Annotated in this window: 19 protein-coding genes and 1 pseudogene; 13 read left to right on the top strand and 7 right to left on the bottom strand. The window is 70.8% G+C overall.

What is annotated here, in order from left to right; all coding sequences use genetic code 11:
- The first annotated feature begins 38 nt into the window (after positions 1-38).
- From ACIP64_RS38110 to ACIP64_RS38085, 6 genes are all read left to right on the top strand, one after another.
- Complete coding sequence (locus ACIP64_RS38110; protein WP_401596520.1) at positions 39-1,565, top strand: phosphotransferase; 1,527 nt, start codon at positions 39-41, stop codon at positions 1,563-1,565.
- Between the two features lie 44 nt (positions 1,566-1,609).
- Complete coding sequence (locus tag ACIP64_RS38105; protein WP_401596517.1) at positions 1,610-2,470, top strand: winged helix-turn-helix domain-containing protein; 861 nt, start codon at positions 1,610-1,612, stop codon at positions 2,468-2,470.
- A gap of 595 nt (positions 2,471-3,065) precedes the next feature.
- Positions 3,066-4,004, top strand: coding sequence for a phosphotransferase (locus tag ACIP64_RS38100; protein ID WP_401596514.1), 939 nt, complete (start codon positions 3,066-3,068; stop codon positions 4,002-4,004).
- A 99-nt stretch (positions 4,005-4,103) separates the two neighbouring features.
- Positions 4,104-4,976, top strand: coding sequence for a dihydrodipicolinate synthase family protein (locus ACIP64_RS38095; protein WP_401596511.1), 873 nt, complete (start codon positions 4,104-4,106; stop codon positions 4,974-4,976).
- Positions 4,973-6,001 carry an aspartate-semialdehyde dehydrogenase gene (locus ACIP64_RS38090; protein WP_401596508.1) on the top strand — a complete coding sequence of 343 codons (1,029 nt, stop codon included), beginning with the start codon at positions 4,973-4,975 and terminating at the stop codon, positions 5,999-6,001. The genes ACIP64_RS38095 and ACIP64_RS38090 overlap by 4 nt, the downstream gene beginning before the upstream one ends.
- Before the next feature lie 112 nt (positions 6,002-6,113).
- Positions 6,114-6,941: a MerR family transcriptional regulator gene (locus ACIP64_RS38085; RefSeq protein ID WP_401596505.1), complete on the top strand. Its 828-nt coding sequence runs from the start codon at positions 6,114-6,116 to the stop codon at positions 6,939-6,941.
- A 12-nt stretch (positions 6,942-6,953) separates the two neighbouring features.
- On the opposite strand, the gene ACIP64_RS38080 is transcribed toward ACIP64_RS38085, so the two are convergent.
- The 3 genes from ACIP64_RS38080 to ACIP64_RS38070 form a co-directional block, all read right to left on the bottom strand.
- On the bottom strand, positions 6,954-7,502 hold the full coding sequence (locus ACIP64_RS38080; protein ID WP_401596503.1) for a DinB family protein: 549 nt from the start codon (positions 7,500-7,502) through the stop codon (positions 6,954-6,956).
- A 73-nt stretch (positions 7,503-7,575) separates the two neighbouring features.
- Positions 7,576-8,349: a 2-phosphosulfolactate phosphatase gene (locus ACIP64_RS38075; RefSeq protein WP_401596501.1), complete on the bottom strand. Its 774-nt coding sequence runs from the start codon at positions 8,347-8,349 to the stop codon at positions 7,576-7,578.
- The gene (locus tag ACIP64_RS38070) at positions 8,346-8,795 is read right to left on the bottom strand and encodes a nuclear transport factor 2 family protein (RefSeq protein ID WP_401596498.1); all 450 of its coding nucleotides are present in this window, start codon (positions 8,793-8,795) and stop codon (positions 8,346-8,348) included. The genes ACIP64_RS38075 and ACIP64_RS38070 overlap by 4 nt, the downstream gene beginning before the upstream one ends.
- Before the next feature lie 190 nt (positions 8,796-8,985).
- Here ACIP64_RS38070 and ACIP64_RS38065 point away from each other — a divergent pair, with 190 nt between their 5' ends.
- The 3 genes from ACIP64_RS38065 (at position 8,986) to ACIP64_RS38055 (ending at position 10,668) form a co-directional block, all read left to right on the top strand.
- On the top strand, positions 8,986-9,483 hold the full coding sequence (locus ACIP64_RS38065; RefSeq protein WP_401596496.1) for a helix-turn-helix domain-containing protein: 498 nt from the start codon (positions 8,986-8,988) through the stop codon (positions 9,481-9,483).
- Positions 9,484-9,534: 51 nt separating this feature from the next.
- The gene (locus ACIP64_RS38060) at positions 9,535-10,176 is read left to right on the top strand and encodes a hypothetical protein (RefSeq protein WP_401596493.1); all 642 of its coding nucleotides are present in this window, start codon (positions 9,535-9,537) and stop codon (positions 10,174-10,176) included.
- A gap of 153 nt (positions 10,177-10,329) precedes the next feature.
- The gene (locus tag ACIP64_RS38055) at positions 10,330-10,668 is read left to right on the top strand and encodes a DUF2516 family protein (protein ID WP_401596491.1); all 339 of its coding nucleotides are present in this window, start codon (positions 10,330-10,332) and stop codon (positions 10,666-10,668) included.
- Positions 10,669-10,707: 39 nt separating this feature from the next.
- Here the strand turns inward: ACIP64_RS38055 and ACIP64_RS38050 are convergent, their stop codons facing one another.
- Positions 10,708-11,958: a PP2C family protein-serine/threonine phosphatase gene (locus tag ACIP64_RS38050; protein WP_401596488.1), complete on the bottom strand. Its 1,251-nt coding sequence runs from the start codon at positions 11,956-11,958 to the stop codon at positions 10,708-10,710.
- 298 nt (positions 11,959-12,256) lie between these two features.
- Positions 12,257-13,057, bottom strand: a complete 801-nt coding sequence (locus ACIP64_RS38045; protein ID WP_401596486.1) for a class I SAM-dependent methyltransferase — start codon at positions 13,055-13,057, stop codon at positions 12,257-12,259.
- A gap of 247 nt (positions 13,058-13,304) precedes the next feature.
- Between ACIP64_RS38045 and mshA the strand changes: the two genes are divergently transcribed.
- Both mshA and ACIP64_RS38035 read left to right on the top strand, forming a co-directional pair.
- Positions 13,305-14,666 (top strand): D-inositol-3-phosphate glycosyltransferase, encoded by a 1,362-nt coding sequence (gene mshA / locus ACIP64_RS38040; protein ID WP_401596484.1) that lies wholly within the window; start codon positions 13,305-13,307, stop codon positions 14,664-14,666.
- Positions 14,659-15,165 (top strand): YbjN domain-containing protein, encoded by a 507-nt coding sequence (locus tag ACIP64_RS38035; protein ID WP_401596482.1) that lies wholly within the window; start codon positions 14,659-14,661, stop codon positions 15,163-15,165. Before mshA ends, ACIP64_RS38035 begins: the two co-directional genes overlap by 8 nt.
- A 47-nt stretch (positions 15,166-15,212) precedes the next feature.
- On the opposite strand, the gene ACIP64_RS38030 is transcribed toward ACIP64_RS38035, so the two are convergent.
- On the bottom strand, positions 15,213-16,487 hold the full coding sequence (locus ACIP64_RS38030; protein ID WP_401596479.1) for an MDR family MFS transporter: 1,275 nt from the start codon (positions 16,485-16,487) through the stop codon (positions 15,213-15,215).
- 105 nt (positions 16,488-16,592) lie between these two features.
- Between ACIP64_RS38030 and ACIP64_RS38025 the strand changes: the two genes are divergently transcribed.
- Positions 16,593-17,354 (top strand): phosphoglyceromutase, encoded by a 762-nt coding sequence (locus tag ACIP64_RS38025; protein WP_401596477.1) that lies wholly within the window; start codon positions 16,593-16,595, stop codon positions 17,352-17,354.
- Between the two features lie 166 nt (positions 17,355-17,520).
- Positions 17,521-18,024 carry a hypothetical protein gene (locus tag ACIP64_RS38020; RefSeq protein WP_401596474.1) on the top strand — a complete coding sequence of 168 codons (504 nt, stop codon included), beginning with the start codon at positions 17,521-17,523 and terminating at the stop codon, positions 18,022-18,024.
- Between the two features lie 129 nt (positions 18,025-18,153).
- On the opposite strand, the pseudogene ACIP64_RS38015 reads toward ACIP64_RS38020, so the two are convergent.
- Positions 18,154-18,523, bottom strand: a pseudogene (locus tag ACIP64_RS38015) (tyrosine-type recombinase/integrase); the annotation flags it as partial.
- Positions 18,524-18,630: the final 107 nt, after the last annotated feature.

Here is an 18,630-nt window from a genome sequence, read left to right as displayed (position 1 = left end):
GCGGTGTGACCTCGGACGGATGCGACTGATTCGCCCTCATGGGTCAAACCGGGTCAATTCTTTGCCGGACCGGGTGTCGGCATAAGTATGCAGTACTCCGTAGGTCTTCACGTGCGGAATGTATAAATATGGGATCGGCAAGCTGCCGATGGAACCCCGGGGCGAGTCGTTTTGTCCGCCGGTTGGCGGCGTGCGATCTTGCCAAAGGGCTTCGCGGTGTGCTGTGCGGTACTAGCATCGGTCCATTCGCCCCTAGGTTGAGGAAACCGGTGTCTACGACTGTCCATCACAAAGCCGCGCAGTGGGGGGAAAGCATCGTGGGGCCCCTTGGGGGTCATCATCACGAGTCATATGCCGTGCGCACGTCGCGCGATTCCGGATCCGGGACCGGGGGCTCCTGGGTCAAGCTGCGCTCGCCGCACCTCGGGGTCCTGCGGTACGACCAGCGTTGCTTTCTTTCCGAAGAAGAACTGCTGACTTTTCTGTCCGGTCGCGTTTCCCGCATTCCCCGCGTGATTGACCCTGATCCGGCTGTCCCTGTTCACAGCTTCATCGAGGGTCGCACCCTGGGGGCGGTCGCCGGCGACAGTGGGCCGGTCGATGTGCTCTATGTCGACCAGATCGTGGAGACCTTCGGCGCACTGATCCGCATCGACGCCCGTGAGATTTCCATTGCACGAGCCTGCGGCGGGTCGCATCGGCGAAGTCGATGGGATGATTCCGCATCGTTTTATCGCGGACTTTTGCGGTTCGCGGACACCTCGGCCTACAAGAGCGAGATCGCGTCCCTCCGCGTGCTGTTCGATCGCCTCGGTGTGTCGAGGAAGTTGCTCGGTGGTCTTAAAAAACGAGCCTCCATGCTCACGGACCGGCCCTTCACGTTGGTTCATGGCGATCTGCACCGTGAGAACTTCATTGTCGACGACGCCAAAAACCTCTGGACCATCGACTGGGAACTCGCCCGCATCGGCGATCCCCTTTACGAGCTGGCCACGCACCTGCATTTGATGGGCTACCCGGAAGAGCAGGAAGCGGAGGTAGTCGCGCGCTGGAGGAACGCTGTTGAGGCTGTGCGGAAGGACGCGACCCGTGGAGCGGAGGACGATCTTGCCCACTACATGGCGTTCAAACGCGTGCAGTCGGTTCACACCGATGTCATGCGGGCGGGCCTCCAACTCGCCCTGCTGCACGACGACTGCCCAGAGGCCGGCCGCACCGCGTCGGACGCCGCGAACGTGGTTGCCGGCGCTTTGAAAGCCGTTGAGGGCATCGGCCCCGGAACGGGACGTGCGACGCCGTCGGTGGGCGAGGTCGAGGCTGTGCTCATGTCGTGGCGCCAGGACTTCGGTCGCACCGCTGCCGCTCAGCACCAGGCCATGGTGCGCAAAGGGGTGGGCCGGCCCCATGCGGATCACGGGCACGGGGCATTCCGTCACGCGTGGGGCCGGTTGGGCACGTGGATCGAGAGCAGGTGGGAGAAGCGGCGGGACGCCGCGCTGCGCGGCGGCAGCGAACCGGTCGCCGTAGAGGGTGACGCTGCTCCGGCGCCGCTGTTGCTGGGGTAGGCGAATCCCCTTCCTGCCCGGTGTGGTCCCCGTACCTTTGGTGTGTGAACGGCGAGCGAGGAACCGGCGGGGCCAGGCGCGAGTGGGAGCGCGTGGCAGATTCGCTGCGTCACCAGATTGAGGCCGGCGAGATCGCAGTCGGTGCCCAACTCCCCACGCAGGCGGAGCTCGTAGAACAGTTCGATGTCGCCCGTGCCACGGTCCTCAGGGCGCTCAAGGAGCTTCAGGACGAGGGCTACGTGGAGTCAATCCAGGGCAAAGGAGTCTTCGCTCGAAACCTGCGGAACCCGATGCCGGCACGTGCCAACGGCGCGGTGCAAGGGGTGGATTCGGCTGGTGTCGAGTTGGATGATGCGATCACTGAAGCCTTCGAGGCGGAGCACATCACGATCGATGCGTACTGTCTTACCGCCGAGACTCTGAATGCGGCCATCGTTCCTCAGGTCAGGCGTATCCACCGAGGAGAGCTCACGCCCTCGTCCATCCGTTTGCGTCTGCTGCAACCGAGCGTGGATGCCACCTTGGCCATTCCTCGCAATGTGGACGATTTGGAAGACCTGCGGCCACTGGAGCGCCTGGCCGACCTGATTGATCTGCACACCCGGTCGCTCGGCAACCTTCTGGCCGATCTGGCGGCGCGCGATCTGGTGGCAGAGGTGGTCTTCGAAGTCAGGCGGGTCGCGATCACCCCCGTGTTCAAGGTGTACTTGATCAACGAGACTCAAGGCCTGATCGGGTACTACGCCATCAAGGACAATGAAGTTCGCCTCGCAGATGGTGACATCGTAAAGATCTGGGATGTATTCGGCCTCGGTGCGAAGCTGTACCGCCAGGGGGACGAGCAACGTGACGAGTGCCGAGAGTGGTTCGAGTCCCTCTGGACGAAGATCGCCCGATCGGTGTGACCCTCACTGAGGTTCGTCCAGTTCGGCTTTGACAGTCCGCTCGCACACTGCTCGTCGAGTTGGAGCGCGAGTTATGCCGCGCCCGGCAACTGGTGGTGATCAAGGAGCTGCGGCGGGATCTGCTCCTGATCTTCGCTCGGAAATAGATGATGCGATCGGCGACCTTCGGGCTCCCCATGCCATGCACCCGCATTGAGTGAGGGGTGAGTCGGTGGGTGACAGGGAACTTAAAGAGTGTCTTGAGGTGAACTGCTAGGCTCCGATTCGTCCGTCTCGCGGGGTGATGCCCTATTGGTGCGCGATCAAGCGTTTGGTGCACGTTATCTGAAACGTCTGTGGCTATGGATGGCCTGTGATGATGCCGCGTAAGCAGCCGGATGTACGTATCGCCGTGATCACGCGAGTGCGGGGGTCCTTCGTCACATGGCATTACGCACGGAAGAGGCGTCACCCGGACTCACTCCACTTGGCGGGGCATCACAATGCCAATCACGTGCTGCCGTTGGATCGGCGGCTGGCATGGCTCATATCCGTGCGGCCCGATCCTTCAGCGCACATCAAGCTGAGAACCCCCCTTGAGACGCCCATGGTGGTGATGCGCACGTGGCAGGACGAGCCATCGGTGCTCGGCGCACTCGCGCAGCTGGCGACGGAGCCTGCTTTCGTCACCCCTCGGTGCATGGCCTCTTTCGGGCGGGCGTCGCTGCACAGGTACGAGCCGGGAACGGCACTGTCGCAGGTCTCGGAGCCGGGTGGGCCGCTCGGGGAGGGCATGCTCCGCAGGCTTGCTGAGGTTTTCGCCCGCACAGCGGCCGTCGGCTCGGACCAACTGCCGCCACTGCCGCCGGAGTGGCCGAGGGACCACAAGGACAGCGACGGTTTCCTCGACCGTCTTGTGGCCCATGCCGACCGGGAGGTGTACCAGCCGCACCGGGGGGAGTTCGGGGCTCTCTTCGATGCGCTCGATGTGCCGGCTGACGCGTTGGCCCGATTCCGTGCGGGGGGCGCCTTCCGCACCAAGGAGTTGCAGCGCAGGCCGTATGCCTTGCTGCACACCGATCTCCACCGGGACAACATCGTGCTGCTGGAGGACGGCGGCCTCTTCGTCCTCGACTGGGAACTCGCCACGTACGGCGACCCTCTCCACGACCTCGCCACACACCTCGAGCGGATGCAGTACACCCGCGACGAGCGCGAACTCATGAAGGAGATGTGGGAGGAAACGCTTGTCCGGCGCGGTTGTTCGGCGATGACCGCGGGGATGGACACCGACTTGCAGACCTACGTGGACTTCGAGCACGTGCAGTCGGTGTTCGCCGATGTGGTCAGGGCGGCGGTCCGCCTCGGCACAGAGCCGGGCAACGCCCGTCTCGGGCAGTCCGTCGGCATGGTCCGCCGGGCGCTGGAGCGGGCCCAGGGGCCGATGGGGCTGGACGCCGTGCCCGACGAGGCCGCGGTGGGAGCCGCGCTGATCGGCTGGCACGCGCTGCGTTATCCGGGGCGCCGCCGGAGATGGTTCCGTACGCGTCTGTGAGGCAGCTCCGACGTCGGAGCCGATCGTGCAGCGCTGCTTACCCATGGACTGAAGGACATTTAACTGGACCTTGACGGTCCGGCGGTCCACGCTCGTTCCATGGGGATTCACGTACCGCTGATCACACCCTTCGCCGCCGACGGCGGCGTGGACGCCGGTGCCCTGGAGCGGCTGGCGCACGACGTGCTGGACGGTGGGGCCGAAGGGCTGGTGGCGCTCGGGACGACCGGGGAGCCGGCCGCGCTCGACGAGGGGGAGAAGGCACTCGTCCGCGAGGTCGTCGGGCGGGTGTGCCGTGGGCGGGGGGCGCGGTTCACGGTCGGGGCCGGGGGGTCCGACACGCGGCGGGCGGCAGAGGAACTGCGCGGGCTGGAGGCGGATGCCGCCCTCGTGACCGTGCCGGCGTTCGTGCGGCCCTCCGAGGACGGCGTGGTCGCGCATTTCGAGGCGCTGGCGCAGGCCTCCGCCGTGCCGCTGCTCGTCTACAACATCCCGTACCGCACCGGACGCACCCTGAGCGCCGACACCGTGCGCCGTATCGCCGCCATCGACGGGGTCCAGGGCTTCAAGCACGCCGTCGGCGGCATCGATCAGGACACCGTCCTCCTGGTGCGGGAGGTGCCGCTCTACGCGGGGGACGACGTCTTCGCCCCCGCCCTGCTGGCCCTGGGCGCGGCCGGTGCCGTCCTGGCGTCCGCGCACCTGGCGACCGCGCAGTGGGTGGAGCTGGCCCGTTCCCACGACGCCGAGCGCGGGCATGCGCTCGCGCGGCTCGCCGCCGCCTGCTTCGCCGAGCCGAACCCCACGGTGACCAAGGCGGTACTCCACGCCCAGGGCCGCATTCCCACCCCCGCGGTCCGGCTGCCCCTGCTGCCCGCCGGGCGGCCGGCAGTCGAGACGGCCCTTCGGGCACTCGCCGCGGCGGGGGATACTCGGGACCGTACGTACGCACTGATCGGAGAGACCGGATGAGGATCGGAATCGTCGGAGCCACCGGCCAGGTCGGCGGCGTCATGCTCAAGGTGCTGGCCGAGCGTGACTTCCCGGTGGAGCGGCTGCGGCTGTTCGCGTCGGCCCGTTCCGCGGGGCGGACGCTGCCGTGGAAGGACGGCGAGATCACCATCGAGGACGCGGCGACCGCCGACTACGCGGGTCTCGACATCGTCCTGTTCTCCGCGGGCGGCGCCACCTCCAAGGCGCTCGCCCCCAAGGTCGCCGCCGCGGGCGCGGTCGTGATCGACAACTCCTCCGCCTGGCGCATGGACCCCGAGGTCCCGCTCGTGGTGTCCGAGGTCAATCCGCACGCGATCGCCGACCGCCCCAAGGGCATCATCGCCAACCCGAACTGCACCACGATGGCCGCGATGCCGGTGCTGCGGCCGCTGCACGAGGAGGCGGGGCTGACCGCGCTGGTCGCCACCACCTATCAGGCGGTCTCCGGCTCGGGCCTGGCCGGTGTGGCGGAGCTCGACGGGCAGATCCGCAAGGTTGCCGACCAGGCGACCGGGCTGACCTTCGACGGCGCGGCCGTGGAGTTCCCCGAGCCCGCGGTCTACCGGCGGCCCATCGCCTTCAACGTCGTCCCGCTGGCCGGGAAGATCGTCGACGACGGCCGCTTCGAGACCGACGAGGAGCAGAAGCTCCGCAACGAGTCCCGCAAGATCCTGGAGATCCCGGAGCTGAAGGTGTCCGGCACCTGTGTGCGCGTGCCGGTCTTCTCCGGGCACTCGATCCAGGTCAACGCCCGCTTCGCGCGCCCGATCAGCGTCGAGCGCGCCTACGAGCTGCTGGCCGCGGCGCCCGGCGTGGAGCTGTCGGAGATCCCCACCCCGCAGCAGGCCGCCGGCAGCGACCCCTCCTACGTGGGCCGGATCCGTGCCGACGAGACCGTCGAGCACGGCCTCGCCCTCTTCCTGTCCAACGACAACCTCCGCAAGGGCGCGGCGCTCAACGCCGTGCAGCTCGCCGAGCTGGTCGCGGCGGAGCTGCGGGGCTGACGCACCCGCTCCACTCGTCGCCCGATGCCCCGGCCGCGCGGCCGGGGCATCGGCGTTCGTCCGGGCCGCTCTTGACCCTCACACCGTGTGAGGCCCTGCACTGGGAGGCGTCATGTTCGGCATCGGAGACTTCGCCAGGCACGGCCGCGTGTCGGTTCGCATGCTGCGTCATTACGACGCGGTCGGACTGCTGCGCCCGGACCGTGTCGACCCCGCCAGCGGCTACCGCTCGTACGCCGCGGGGCAGCTCGCCCGGCTCAACCGGATCATCGCGCTCAAGGACCTCGGCTTCACCCTCGAACAGGTGCGGTCGATCCTCGACGAGGAGGTCGGCGCCGACGAGCTGCGCGGCATGCTGCGGTTGCGCCGCGCCGAGCTCGCGGCGGCCATGGCCGCGGACGCGGCACGGCTGGCCGGGGTCGAGGCGAGGCTGCGGATCATCGAGAGCGAGGGACGAATGGATTCCGACGACGTGGTCGTCAAGCGGGTGCCCGCCGTGCGGCTGGCCGAACTCACCGCCACGGCGGCCGGGTTCGAGCCGGCGCAGATCGGCCCGGTGATCCAGCCGCTGTACGGCGAGCTGTGCCGCCGGCTGGAAGCGGCGGGGGTGCGGCCGGTGGGACCGAGTGTCGCCCATTACGAGGAGGCGCCCGGCGGCGAGGGCGCGGTCGTGGTGCACGCGGGGCTCCAGGTGGACGTGGAGCCGGACGCCGGGTACGACTTCGCGGTCGTGGACCTGCCGGCGATCGGGAGCGCCGCGACGATCGTGCACCGCGGGTCCATGGACGACGTCCTGCGCACCGAGCAGACGCTCGCCCGCTGGATCGACGCCCACGGCCACCGCTCCACCGGCTACCCGCGCGAGCTGTACCTGGAGGCCGGCGGCCACCCCGACACCTGGGTGACGGAACTGCAGCAGCCGCTGGCCCCCGGGGACTGATCCGCCGGCCGGTCAGCCCATCGGCCGGCCCTCGCGGGCCGCGAGGTCGACCAGTTCGAAGGCCGTCCGGCCGTCCAGGGACTCGCGGACGATGTCCGCGTGCCCGGCGTGCCGGGCGGTCTCCTCGATGAGGTGGAGCAGGATCCAGCGGGCGCTGACCTTCATGCCCGGCGGGTTCCACGGCGCGTCCGGCAGGGCGACCGTTCCCTCCAGGTCGGGGAGGGCCAGGACGGCCGCCTCGGTCTCGCGGGCGATCGCCGACCAGGCGTCCAGCCAGCCGGCGAGGGTCTCGCCCTCCAGCAGGCGGAAGCCGTTGACGTAGTCCTCGCGGGTGCCCGCCTTCTCCGCGCGGCCGAGCAGCAGGCCCTGCACCCAGGTCTCCTCGGTGCGGGCGACGTGCTTGACCAGCCCGGCGAGGTTCAGCTCGCTCGCGCTCGGCCGCGACGCGGCCTGCTCGTCGTCCAGCCCCAGCACCGCCCGGCGCACACCGGCGCGCTGCGACTCCAGGTAGGCCAGCAGCGCGTCCCGCTCGTCCGTCTCGTTGCGAACCACCGTCGGCATCGTGCACCCCTTGTCCGTCGTTCGCCGGTGTTCCCGGCTTCGCTTGCGTCTTCGACGGTACGGAGCATTGCGGTCAGTTCCGGTCCGCAATGCCGAAGGCGCCGTCGGACAGCAGGGGAACGGCGGCGGAGGCGTCGATCTCGGTGGCGACGGCGACGTCCTCGGGGAAGCCGCCCTCGGCCAGTTCCCGGCCCGAGGCGCACGCGGCGACCGCCGCGGCCGGGTCGGGGGTGGCGGTCCACAGCACCGCGGCCGCGCCCGCTTCCGGGGACGGTGCGGCCCACGGTGCCCGGGCGCACAGCGCGGCAGCGACCGCCCCGGCCCCGAGCAGGTCCTCCAGCGCCGGGCGCAGGCTTCCGTCCGGCCACCGCTCCCCGGCGGGGACCACGGCGACCGGCCGTTCGGGGGTCCCGTATCCCTGCCGGGCGAGCCAGGTGCCGACCGCCGCGGCGTTGCGCAGGCAGCCCGCGATCACCGTCGAGCCCTCACCGGCCGCCGCGGCGATGGCCGAACCGTTCGGCGACGGCAGTACCAGCCGTCCCGTGTGCGGCGCCCTCCGCAGCGCGGCCGGGGAGAGCGACCACGGCTGTTCCGCGGTCACCTCCCGCCGCCCCACCGCCAGCGGGGCGCCCACGCGGTCCGCGTACTCCCGCGCCGACGCGTCCCGCCAGGCGTACGGATGCACCCGGGTCCCGCCCTCCACGGCCACCGACACCGCGGTGGTGAACGACAGCACGTCCACCACGACCAGGCCCGCGACCTCGGGTCCCAGCCGCCGCGCGCCCTCGGGCCCCCACTCCAGCCGGACCCCGTGCCCGGACTGGAGCCGCCAGGAAGCGGCGGTCACGGCGCGGTCGGGCGGTCCGCCGGGGCGGGGGCGAGGCCGGCGGCGACGAGGCCGGCGAAGACGGCCTTGCCGAGGGTCTGCACGGCGGACTGAGGGCGGACCATGACGGTGAACTCCTTGATGCGGCCGGCGTCGTCGAAGTGGAGGAGGTCGATGCCGTGGATGTCCTTGCCGTCCACAGTGGCGCGGAAGAGCAGGATCTCCGAGGGCGCCTCGTCCCCGTCGCCGCTGGTGGCCGAGGTGCCGTCGAAGCGGCCGATGTAATGGAAGCCCTCGAACGTGCGCAGCAGGACGCCGAAGAGGCCGAGCACCATCTGCTTGCCCTCGAAGGGGGTGAAGGTCACCGGGCTGTAGAACCGGATGTCGTCGGTGAAGAGGTCGTCGAGGACGGCGAGGTCACCGGTCTCCACGGCGGTGCGGAAGCGGTCCGTGGTGGTGGTCGTCATGGGCCTGCCGCCTTCCGGGGCCCGGGCCCCATTCATGAGATTGATCAGTCAATTCCATGACTATCACGCTCGCGGCGCCGCCGGACAGATCCCGGAAGGCCCGGCCTGCGACGGCCGTCACATCCCCTTAACGAGACTTTTGCAAGCACTCTGCTTGCAAAAGTTAGCACCGCGGGGCATGCTCGAAGACATGGCTTCACTGAACGTCGGCAACCTCGGTGAGTATCTGCGGGAGCAGCGCCGCAACGCGAAGCTCTCGCTGCGCCAGCTCGCCGACGCCGCGGGGGTGTCCAACCCGTACCTCAGCCAGATCGAGCGCGGGCTGCGCAAGCCCAGTGCCGACATCCTGCAGCAACTGGCGAAGGCGCTGCGCATCTCCGCCGAGACCCTGTATGTGCAGGCGGGGATCCTCGACGAGCGGGACCAGGGCGACGGCCGGGAGGTCCGTACCGCCATCCTGGCCGACACGGCGATCAACGAGAAGCAGAAGCAGGTCCTGCTGCAGATCTACGAGTCGTTCCGCAGGGAGAGCGCCGTGGTGGAGGAAGCTCAGGACGAGCAGTCCGCCGCGCCGCACGAGCGCGCGGCGAAGGAGGCGGCGGCGCACCAGGCTGCCGCCGTGCTGAAGCCGAAGGCGACCGCCGGACCGGACGACGGGGGCGGCGGCGACGCCGCGGCCGCCGAGTGACCGGCGGACTCAACAGACGTACACGCCACCACCTCATACGGGAGAACCCTCATGGCGATCACCGACGACCTCGTCAAGACCCTCAAGGACCCGACCCCGCTCTACGCGCTGGCCGGCACCGCCGATCTCGCGGCCGAGAAGCTGAAGGAGGTCCAGCCGCTGATCGAGAAGATCCGCAGCGAGGCCCCCGACCGGATCGAGAAGATCCGCGGCACCGACGCCAAGGCCGTGCAGGAGAAGGTGACGGCGCAGGCCAAGGGCGCGCAGAACCGGGCGCAGGCCAAGGTCAACGAGCTCTTCGGCAGCATTGACACCGACCTGCGCAAGCTGCGTGACTCCGCCCAGGACTTCGCGCTCCAGCAGGTGGGCCGCGCCGCCGAGTACGCGGTCCGCGCCAAGGAGACCTACGACGGCCTGGCCGAGCGCGGCAAGGGCGCGGTCGCGACCTGGCGCGGCGAGGCCGCCGACCAGGTCGAGGACATCGCGGTCGCGATCGAGGGCGAGCCGCAGCCGCAGCCGCGTCCGGCTGCCGCGCAGCCCGCCCCGGCGCCGGCCCCCGTGCAGAACAACTCCGTGCCCGCCCCGGCGCCGGCCCCGGCCGACGACCGTTCCGCCGCCGCGAAGAAGGCCCCGGCGGCCAAGAAGCCGGCCCCGGCCGCCCGCAAGAGCGCCCCGGGCAAGCCGGCCTCCTGAGGCCCGCGCACCCGCGCACACCCGCGCATCCGGAGGGCCGGGCACGCATCGCGTGCCCGGCCCTCCCCATGACCCCATGGCGCTTCGCACAGGGGGGCGCCCCCGCCGTGCCCGGCCGGGTACGGTGGGAGCCGACGACGGAGGTGGACCGCAATGCTGGTCACAGGTTTCCTGGGCGTACTGGGACTACTGTCCTGGGCGCTCTTCCTGCTCGCGCTCTTCGCGCTGGTCGACGCCGCGATTCATCGCCAGGACGCCTACCGCGCCGCCGACAAGAAGACCAAGGCGTTCTGGCTGATCGTCCTCGCGCTCGCCGCGGTGGTGATGAAGATCTTCTCGATCCTGTCGTTCCTGCCGGTCTTCGGTCTGATCGCGGTGATCGTCTACATGGTGGACGTGCGGCCGAAGCTCCGCGAAGTCGCGGGCAAGGGCGGCCCCCGGCGCCGCGGCGGCAGCAGCAGTGACGGGCCGTACGGGCCCTTCAACCGCTGAACCCGCTGAGCCGGCTGAATCCGCTGAGTCCGGTGCCGGTCAGGCGCCGGACTCCAGCAGCAGCAGCGCCACGTCGTCCGTCAGCTCCTCGCCGTTGAGCTCCCGCACCTCGGTGACCGCGGCGTCCAGTAGTTCCTCGCCGGTCAGCCCGGCGGCCAGCTGCCGCCCGATCAGCTCGACCATGCCCTCCTGGCCGAGCCGCTGCGGGCCCCGGCCGACGCGGCCCTCGATGAGCCCGTCCGTGTAGAGCATCAGGCTCCACGCCTCGCCGAGCTCGATCCGCGCGCGCTCCCAGCCCGACGCGCCGGGCAGCAGGCCGAGCGCCGGGCCGCCGTGCTCGTACGGCAGCAGCTGCGGGGCCATCCCGGACAGCGACACCAGCGGGGCGGGGTGGCCGGCCAGATAGAGGTCGGCGGAGCGGCCGTCCGCGGCGATGTCGACCTGGCAGAGGGTCGCGAAGATCTCCTCGTCGGGCCGCTCGTGCTCCAGCACCTGCTGAAGCGTGCGGAGCAGCGCGTCGCCGCAGAGTCCGGCGAAGGTCAGCGCGCGCCACGCGATGCGCAGTTCCACGCCCAGGGCGGCCTCGTCGGGGCCGTGGCCGCAGACGTCGCCGATCATGGCGTGCACGGTGCCGTCGGGGGTGCGCACGGTGTCGTAGAAGTCGCCGCCGAGCAGGGCGCGGCTGCGGCCGGGCCGGTAGTGGGCCGCGAAGCGCAGGTCGGCGCCGTGCAGCAGCGGGGTCGGCAGCAGGCCGCGCTCCAGCCGGGAGTTCTCCTGGGCGAGCAGCCGGGTCTCGGTGAGCTGGCGCTGCGCGACGTCGGCACGCTTGCGTTCCACCGCGTAGCGGATGGCCCGGGTCAGGTGGGAGGGCTCCAGGTCGGCGGGGGTGAGCTGGTCCTGGGCGCCGACGCGGACCGCCTCGGCGGCGCGTTCGGTGTCAGTGCCCGTGGTGAGGACGAGCACGGCGGTGTGCGGGGCCAGCCGCAGCAGCTGCCGCAGCCCGTCGAGACCGGCGGCGGTGTTCGGGCCGAGGTCCAGCAGGATGCAGTTGACGTCGTCGCGGAGCAGCCGCTCGGCCTCGGTCAGGTTGCGGGCGCGGCGGATGCGGACGCGGGTTCCCGAGACGTCCAGGAGGTCGGGGACGGTGAAGGTGCCGGAGGGGTCCTCACCGATGACGAGCAGCGTCAGGGCAGGGGAGGTCCGGCCCTCGGCGGGCAGTACTTCCTGGCGCGGTCCCGGCACGGTGACGAACCGGTCGGCCCGCCGTTCGGCCGCGGGCATCTCCGACATCGGGCAATTCCTTCCCTCCCCCCGAGGGCAACGTCCCGGAACGGTGGTGCCACCGCCTGCTCCGGGCTCACTGAAGGGCGACCATAGCGGTACCGCATGTCCGCGGGGGAGGGCCTGCCGGTAAACCGCCCGTGTCATATGCGCCTGCGAGCTGGGGATTTCGGCGTTCGAGGGGCGAAACGGACATGAGCAACGTCACGTCCCGGCAGGCGCCGAGTGGTCCCCGTCACGTCGGCGGGGCCGTGCGCCGCAGGTCACCCGTCGCCGCGCGGCCGGGCACCGGCACCGCCCCCAGTGATCAGCCGGAACCGGGGGCCAGCGCCTCCCAGCGCACGGTCACCTCGCCCTGCCGCCAGCGCGCCGCGGTGTCCGTCACCGGCCAGCCGCCGGGGCCGGCCAGGCTCCCGACCGTACGGATCCAGCGCTGCCGCGCGCCCAGCGACGCGAAGGGCGCGGCCGCCGCCCAGGCCCGGTCGAAGTCCGTGAGGAAGGCGTGCACCGGCTCGCCCGGAACATTGCGGTGGATCAGCACCTTCGGGAGGCGTTCGGCCAGGTCGGAGGGGCGTTCCAGGGAACCCAGCCGGGTCGCGAACGTCACCGTGCGCGGGCCCTCCGGGCCGATCGCCACCCACACGTGGCGGCGGCCGATCTCGTCGCAGGTCCCCTCCACCAGCAGCCCGTCCGGGGCGAGCCGGGACCGCAGCCGGTCCCACACCTCCGCGACCCGCGCCTCGTCGTACTGCCGCAGCACGTTCGCCGCCCTGATCAGCGCGGGCCTGCGGTCGCCGGGCAGCGGCACCTCGAAACCGCCGTGCGCGAAGGAGAGCCCCTCGCGGGCGTAGGGCGCCGCGGCCTCGACCCGCCCGGGGTCGATCTCGATGCCGACGACCTCCGCGTCCGCGCGGACCGTGCGCAACCGCCGCATCAGCTCCAGCGCCGTCCACGGTGCCGCGCCGTACCCCAGGTCCACGGCGAGCGGATCCTCCGCGCGCCGCAGCGCGGCACCGTGCGCCGCCACGATCCACCGGTCCATGCGGCGCAGGCGGTTCGGATTGGTCGTCCCCCGCGTCACTTCCCCGACCGGCCGCCTCGCTCGCATACGCCGAGCCTATGCGAGCCCCGCAAAGCCCCCGACGGCGCGGACGCGTGCGACGCCTCAGGCCGGGCAGCGGCTCTGGAGGGGCTCCCGGGGCGTGCGGTGCGCTCGCGCCGTACCGGGCCGGCCGCCAGTGTCACGCTTTGGCAAAGCGGAAATGGAACTCGGCTACTGACCGGTTGTAGAGGTTCGGGGCCGGACCGCGCGCGAGCGGCGGCCCGCCCTGTGGACAACAAGGAGGCACGGCGACGTGAGCCAGTACGTGGCGAGGGTCCTGGGTGGTGGTGCGACCCGCCGGCTGCGCAGGCACGGCGTCGGCGGACGCCGTCCGCGGCGCGTGGCGATGCTCAGCGTGCACACGTCCCCGCTCCACCAGCCGGGCACCGGCGACGCGGGCGGGATGAACGTCTACATCGTCGAGCTGGCCAAGCGGCTCGCCGAGGGCTCCGGCATCGAGGTGGAGATCTTCACCCGGGCCACCACGGCCGCGCTGCCGCCCTGTGTGGAGCTCGCCCCGGGCGTCCTCGTACGCCACGTGGACGCGGGCCCCTACGAGGGCCTGGCCAAGGAGGACCTGCCGGCCCAGCTGTGCGCCTTCACGCACGGTGTGATGCAGGCCGAGGCCAGCCACCGCCAGGGCCACTACGACCTCGTGCACTCCCACTACTGGCTGTCCGGGCACGTCGGCTGGCTCGCCTCCGAGCGCTGGGGCGTTCCGCTGGTGCACGCGATGCACACCATGGCGAAGGTCAAGAACGCCTGCCTGGCCGAGGGCGACACGCCCGAACCCGCGGCCCGGGTCATCGGCGAGACGCAGATCGTCACCGCGGCCGACCGGCTCATCGCCAACACCGCCGAGGAGTCCCGCGAACTCGTCCGGCACTACGAGGCCGACCCCCACAAGGTCGCCGTCGTCCACCCCGGCGTCAACCTGGACCGCTTCCGCCCCGACCCGCTCGGCGGCTCCGGCGGGCGCGCCGCCGCGCGGGCCCGGCTGGGCCTGCCGCAGGACGCGGTGATCCCGCTGTTCGCCGGTCGGATACAGCCGCTCAAGGCGCCGGACGTCCTGCTGCGGGCGGTGGCGATCCTGCTCGGCGAGGACCCGTCGCTGCGCGAGCGGCTGGTCGTCCCGGTGGTCGGCGGCCCGAGCGGCAGCGGCCTGGCGAAGCCGGAGCGGCTGCACAAGCTGGCGGCCCGGCTCGGCATCTCCGACCTCGTACGGTTCCAGCCGCCGGTCGGCCAGGACCGGCTCGCCGACTGGTACCGGGCCGCGTCGGTGCTGGTCATGCCCTCGTACAGCGAATCGTTCGGACTGGTGGCGATCGAGGCGCAGGCCTGTGGCACACCGGTGGTGGCGGCGCGGGTCGGCGGCCTGCCGGTGGCCGTGAAGGACGGCGAGACCGGCTTCCTCGTGCCCGGCCACGAACCGGGCGACTACGCCCGCGCGCTGCGCCGCTTCGTCGACCACCCGCACCTCGTCGACTCGATGGGCGAGGCCGCGGCCCGTCACGCCGAGTGCTTCGGCTGGGGCGCGGCGGCCGGCAGGACCGCCGAGGTCTACGCGGGTGCGATGGCCGAGCGGCGGCGTCGCCTACGATCGCCGCATGGGTGAGCGGGAGCAGGCGGCGGCACGGTCGGCGGTCGAGCAGGCACTGAGGGAGGCCGAACTCGACTGGGAGACCGGCGCGTCCGGTGAGTACGTCGTCAAGCTGCCCGGCACGCGCAAGCTGTCCACCACCGTGGCCCTGGCCGTCGGCCGGCACACCCTCTCCGTCAACGCCTTCGTCGTGCGCCGCCCCGACGAGAACCACGAAGCGTTCTACCGCTGGCTGCTGGAGCGCAACACCCGTATGTACGGGGTGAGTTACGCCATCGACGGACTCGGCGACGTCTATCTCGCGGGCCGGCTGCCGCTCGTCGCGGTCGTCCCCGAGGAGATCGACCGGCTGCTCGGCGCGGTCGTGGAGCACGCGGACGGCAGCTTCAACACCCTTCTGGAGCTGGGCTTCGCGACGGCGATCCGCAAGGAGCACGCGTGGCGGACGGCACGCGGCGAGTCGACGCGCAACCTGGAGGCCTTCGCCCACCTCACCGGCAAGGCGGACGCCTGAGGGTGCGACACACCCTCTGCGCCGCGCAGGCCCCTGGCCGACCCGGGCTAGTGGTCGGCCGTCGGCCCCGGTACGCGGTCCAGGGCCGGCGCCACCGCGCCGACGGGCTCGGGGTGCTGCTGCGTGCGCTCGCGCAGCAGCAGCCAGTACCCGGCGCCCGCCACGGTGCCGACCACCGCGCACGCCCCCCACGCCACGCCGCCGCCCCAGCGGTCCAGCGCCACGCCGCCCAGCAGCGGTCCGGCGAAGGCCGCGGCCGGCCAGGCGATGGAGTACATGCCCTGGTAGCGGCCGCGGGCGTGCGTCGGGGAGAGGTCGGCGACCAGCGACATCGAGGCGGGCGCGTGCAGGATCTCGCCGATCGTCCACACCGCCACGGTGAAGGCGTAGAAGGCCACCGACCCGGCGAAGGCGGTGAGCCCGAAGCCCCAGCCCATCAGCACGGTGCCCGCGGTGAGCAGCGCCGCCCGGCTGCGGCCCTCGACCATGCGGGTCAGCGGGATCTGCAGCAGCACGATCAGCAGCCCGTTGAGGCCGATGACCAGGCCGTACTGGCCCGCGCTGAAGCCCTGGCGGCCCATGTCGACGGACAGCGTGGTCGAGCCCTGCTGGGTGACCGTGCCGAGCAGGAACGTCAGCGCGACGAACGCCATGAAGCGCCGGTCGCGCAGCACGATGCCGAGGCCGACGCGTGACGTCCCGGCGGCGGCCGAGGCGGTGTCGTTCCCGCTCGCGGGCATGGTCTCCGGGACCTTCGCCCAGATCACCAGGGCGCACAGCAGCGTCATCACGGCGCCGCCGAGGAACAGCCAGAAGTAGCCCTGCGACGCGATGAGCCCGGCCGCCGCGGAGGACACGCCGAAGCCGATGTTGATCGCCCAGTAGTTGAGGGAGAAGGCCCGCACGCGGTCCTTCGCGGGCACCATGTCGGCCATCATCGCCTGCACCGCGGGCCGCGAGGCGCTGCTCGCCACGCCGAGCACGGTCGCCACGGCCGCGATCGCGACCTGCCCGTTGACGTAGGCCAGTGCGGCCGTGCCGGCCGCGGCGCCGAGCTGCGCCAGCAGCATCGTCGACCGCCGCCCGACCCGGTCGGTCAGCACGCCGCCGACGACCGCGCCGACGGCGCCGCCCAGGCCGTACAGCGAGGCCACCAGGCCCGCGTAGGTCGCGGAGTAGCCGCGGTCCAAGGTCAGGTACAGCGCCAGGAACGTCACCACGAAGGCGCCGAGCCGGTTGATCAGCGTGCTGGTCCACAGCCACCAGAAGGTCCGGGGAAGCCCCGACACGGTCTCCCGTACGGCTCGTACGACAGCGGGCACGGCGGCGACTCCTCGCGGATGGTAGGCGTAATAGGCCAAGGTGGCTTGCGCAGCTTACCGGTGCCCTCCGCGGGGGGCCAAGGGGTTTTCTCCTAGACTCCAGGCATGGCTGATGCTCCGTACAAGCTGATCCTCCTCCGCCACGGCGAGAGCGAATGGAACGCGAAGAACCTCTTCACCGGATGGGTTGACGTCAACCTCAACGAGAAGGGCGAGAAGGAGGCGGTCCGGGGCGGCGAGCTGCTGCAGGACGCCGGTCTGCTCCCCGACGTCGTCCACACCTCCCTCCAGAAGCGCGCGATCCGCACCGCGCAGCTGGCCCTCGAGGCCGCCGACCGGCACTGGATCCCCGTCCACCGCAGCTGGCGCCTCAACGAGCGCCACTACGGCGCCCTCCAGGGCAAGGACAAGGCGCAGACCCTCGCCGAGTTCGGCGAGGAGCAGTTCATGCTCTGGCGCCGCTCCTACGACACCCCGCCGCCGCCGATCGCCGAGGACAGCGAGTTCTCGCAGGCCGGCGACGCGCGCTACGCCTCCATCCCCCCGGAGCTGCGCCCGCGCACGGAGTGCCTCAAGGACGTCGTCGAGCGCATGCTGCCGTACTGGTACGACGGCATCGTCCCGGACCTCCTCGCCGGCCGCACCGTGCTCGTCGCCGCCCACGGCAACAGCCTCCGCGCCCTCGTCAAGCACCTCGACGGCATCTCCGACGCCGACATCGCGGGCCTGAACATCCCCACCGGCATCCCGCTCGCCTACGAGCTCGACGCCGACTTCCGCCCCGTCACCCCGGGCGGCCGCTACCTCGACCCCGAGGCGGCCGCGGCGGCGATCGAGGCCGTGAAGAACCAGGGCAAGAAGAAGTAAGTATCGAGACCGCGCCCCCGACCTGCGCTTATGGCGCGGATCGGGGGCGTCTTCACGGCCTGGGCCCCGTTGGGGCCCTCAGCGCCTGGGATGTCCGCTGCTGGCAGAGTGCTATCGCTGGCATCTGCCTGGTGTTCGCGCTTGCCGGCTCTGATTGGATGCCGCAATGCATGAGCTAGGCACTCACCCGGAATCCGGTCTGACGAAGAGCATCTGGACCGACGCCGACTTCGACGCGATGGGGTGGCACGACGTCACCATCCACGGTATCTGTGTGCAGCCAGGGGCCTCCGATGACTCACCACTGCCGCGTCTGCTGCTCGACATTGACTACATCGTCCGCTGGGTGCATCCGGTCCCGCCTGAGACGCACTTCAGCTTGTGGATCGCGCCGTCCACGCTGGTCTTCGAGGACGTTTGGGATGTAAAGGGCGACCTCGACTTCAAGGGGATGGTCATGAGTCTCGACATTGATCATCTTCGACGCTCCACCGCGGAAGACAAGTATGACGACCCGCAGTGGCATATCGAAGGTCACTACTTCGACCTTAAGCTTCGAGCCACTGGGTATCGCCAGTATCTTCGACAGGCTCCGCGGCTCTCGCCCCGACTGGTTCTTTCACTCGGTGAGCGTGGGGGCCTCTCCTTCGCAGAGACTGCGTTCGAATAAGTTCGAACCGGCGTGGGTTGGCGGAGAGACTCTAAGTCGGCTGGCCAGCACAGGCCGGAAAGATCAAAGATCAAAGATCATGATGCAGCCCCGACCTGCGTCCTTTGGTGCCGGTCGGGGCTCCTTTCTTCAGTGCCCGGACTCCGGCGGCCGGAGTGCGATGCCGAGAGCCTTCCGGGCCCGATCCCGGCTGCTTGGCATGAGGTGCGCGTACACCTTCAGTGTGAGTCCCGGGTCGGAGTGCCCGAGGTACTCGCTCACGGCTTTGATGCTCTCGCCGGCGTCCAGGAGAACGGACGCGTAGAAGTGCCGCAGGGCCGTGCTCGCGCGCGGCAGTGTGCTCCCGGCTCCTCGCCTTCGGGATGACGCCCACGGACGCTAGAGCGGGCTTCCAATGGTCCTCATTGAGCGACGTACGCCAGACGTGGCCACCGTTGGGACCGGTGCAGATCAGACGCTTTGTCGCGGGCTGGCCGTTCGCCCGGGTCTGGTGCAGCGTTGGGTGACAGGTTGACCTGCCCCACAGTTTGGGTTCCAGCTGCGGTGGCTAACTGGCGGCGGGGACGGTGTCTTGTGCGGAGAGTAGCTCGTACTCGATCGGGGTGC

Origin of the sequence: Streptomyces sp. NPDC088733 (genome assembly GCF_044751185.1) — a bacterium.
In the GTDB taxonomy this organism is placed as follows: Bacteria; Actinomycetota; Actinomycetes; order Streptomycetales; family Streptomycetaceae; genus Actinacidiphila.
Note: the sequence above shows the minus strand (reverse complement) of the source record. Positions and strands in the feature narration are given on the sequence as shown.

Bases quoted from the DNA above. Each gene is read 5' to 3' on its own strand.
- ACIP64_RS38110 (WP_401596520.1), top strand. From the start codon at position 39: ATGGGTCAAACCGGGTCAATTCTTTGCCGGACCGGGTGTCGGCATAAG.
- ACIP64_RS38100 (WP_401596514.1), top strand. From the start codon at position 3,066: ATGCGCACGTGGCAGGACGAGCCATCGGTGCTCGGCGCACTCGCGCAG.
- ACIP64_RS38095 (WP_401596511.1), top strand. From the start codon at position 4,104: ATGGGGATTCACGTACCGCTGATCACACCCTTCGCCGCCGACGGCGGC.
- ACIP64_RS38090 (WP_401596508.1), top strand. From the start codon at position 4,973: ATGAGGATCGGAATCGTCGGAGCCACCGGCCAGGTCGGCGGCGTCATG.
- ACIP64_RS38085 (WP_401596505.1), top strand. From the start codon at position 6,114: ATGTTCGGCATCGGAGACTTCGCCAGGCACGGCCGCGTGTCGGTTCGC.
- ACIP64_RS38080 (WP_401596503.1), bottom strand. From the start codon at position 7,502: ATGCCGACGGTGGTTCGCAACGAGACGGACGAGCGGGACGCGCTGCTG.
- ACIP64_RS38070 (WP_401596498.1), bottom strand. From the start codon at position 8,795: ATGACGACCACCACCACGGACCGCTTCCGCACCGCCGTGGAGACCGGT.
- ACIP64_RS38065 (WP_401596496.1), top strand. From the start codon at position 8,986: ATGGCTTCACTGAACGTCGGCAACCTCGGTGAGTATCTGCGGGAGCAG.
- ACIP64_RS38060 (WP_401596493.1), top strand. From the start codon at position 9,535: ATGGCGATCACCGACGACCTCGTCAAGACCCTCAAGGACCCGACCCCG.
- ACIP64_RS38055 (WP_401596491.1), top strand. From the start codon at position 10,330: ATGCTGGTCACAGGTTTCCTGGGCGTACTGGGACTACTGTCCTGGGCG.
- ACIP64_RS38050 (WP_401596488.1), bottom strand. From the start codon at position 11,958: ATGTCGGAGATGCCCGCGGCCGAACGGCGGGCCGACCGGTTCGTCACC.
- ACIP64_RS38045 (WP_401596486.1), bottom strand. From the start codon at position 13,057: ATGCGAGCGAGGCGGCCGGTCGGGGAAGTGACGCGGGGGACGACCAAT.
- ACIP64_RS38035 (WP_401596482.1), top strand. From the start codon at position 14,659: ATGGGTGAGCGGGAGCAGGCGGCGGCACGGTCGGCGGTCGAGCAGGCA.
- ACIP64_RS38025 (WP_401596477.1), top strand. From the start codon at position 16,593: ATGGCTGATGCTCCGTACAAGCTGATCCTCCTCCGCCACGGCGAGAGC.
- ACIP64_RS38020 (WP_401596474.1), top strand. From the start codon at position 17,521: ATGCATGAGCTAGGCACTCACCCGGAATCCGGTCTGACGAAGAGCATC.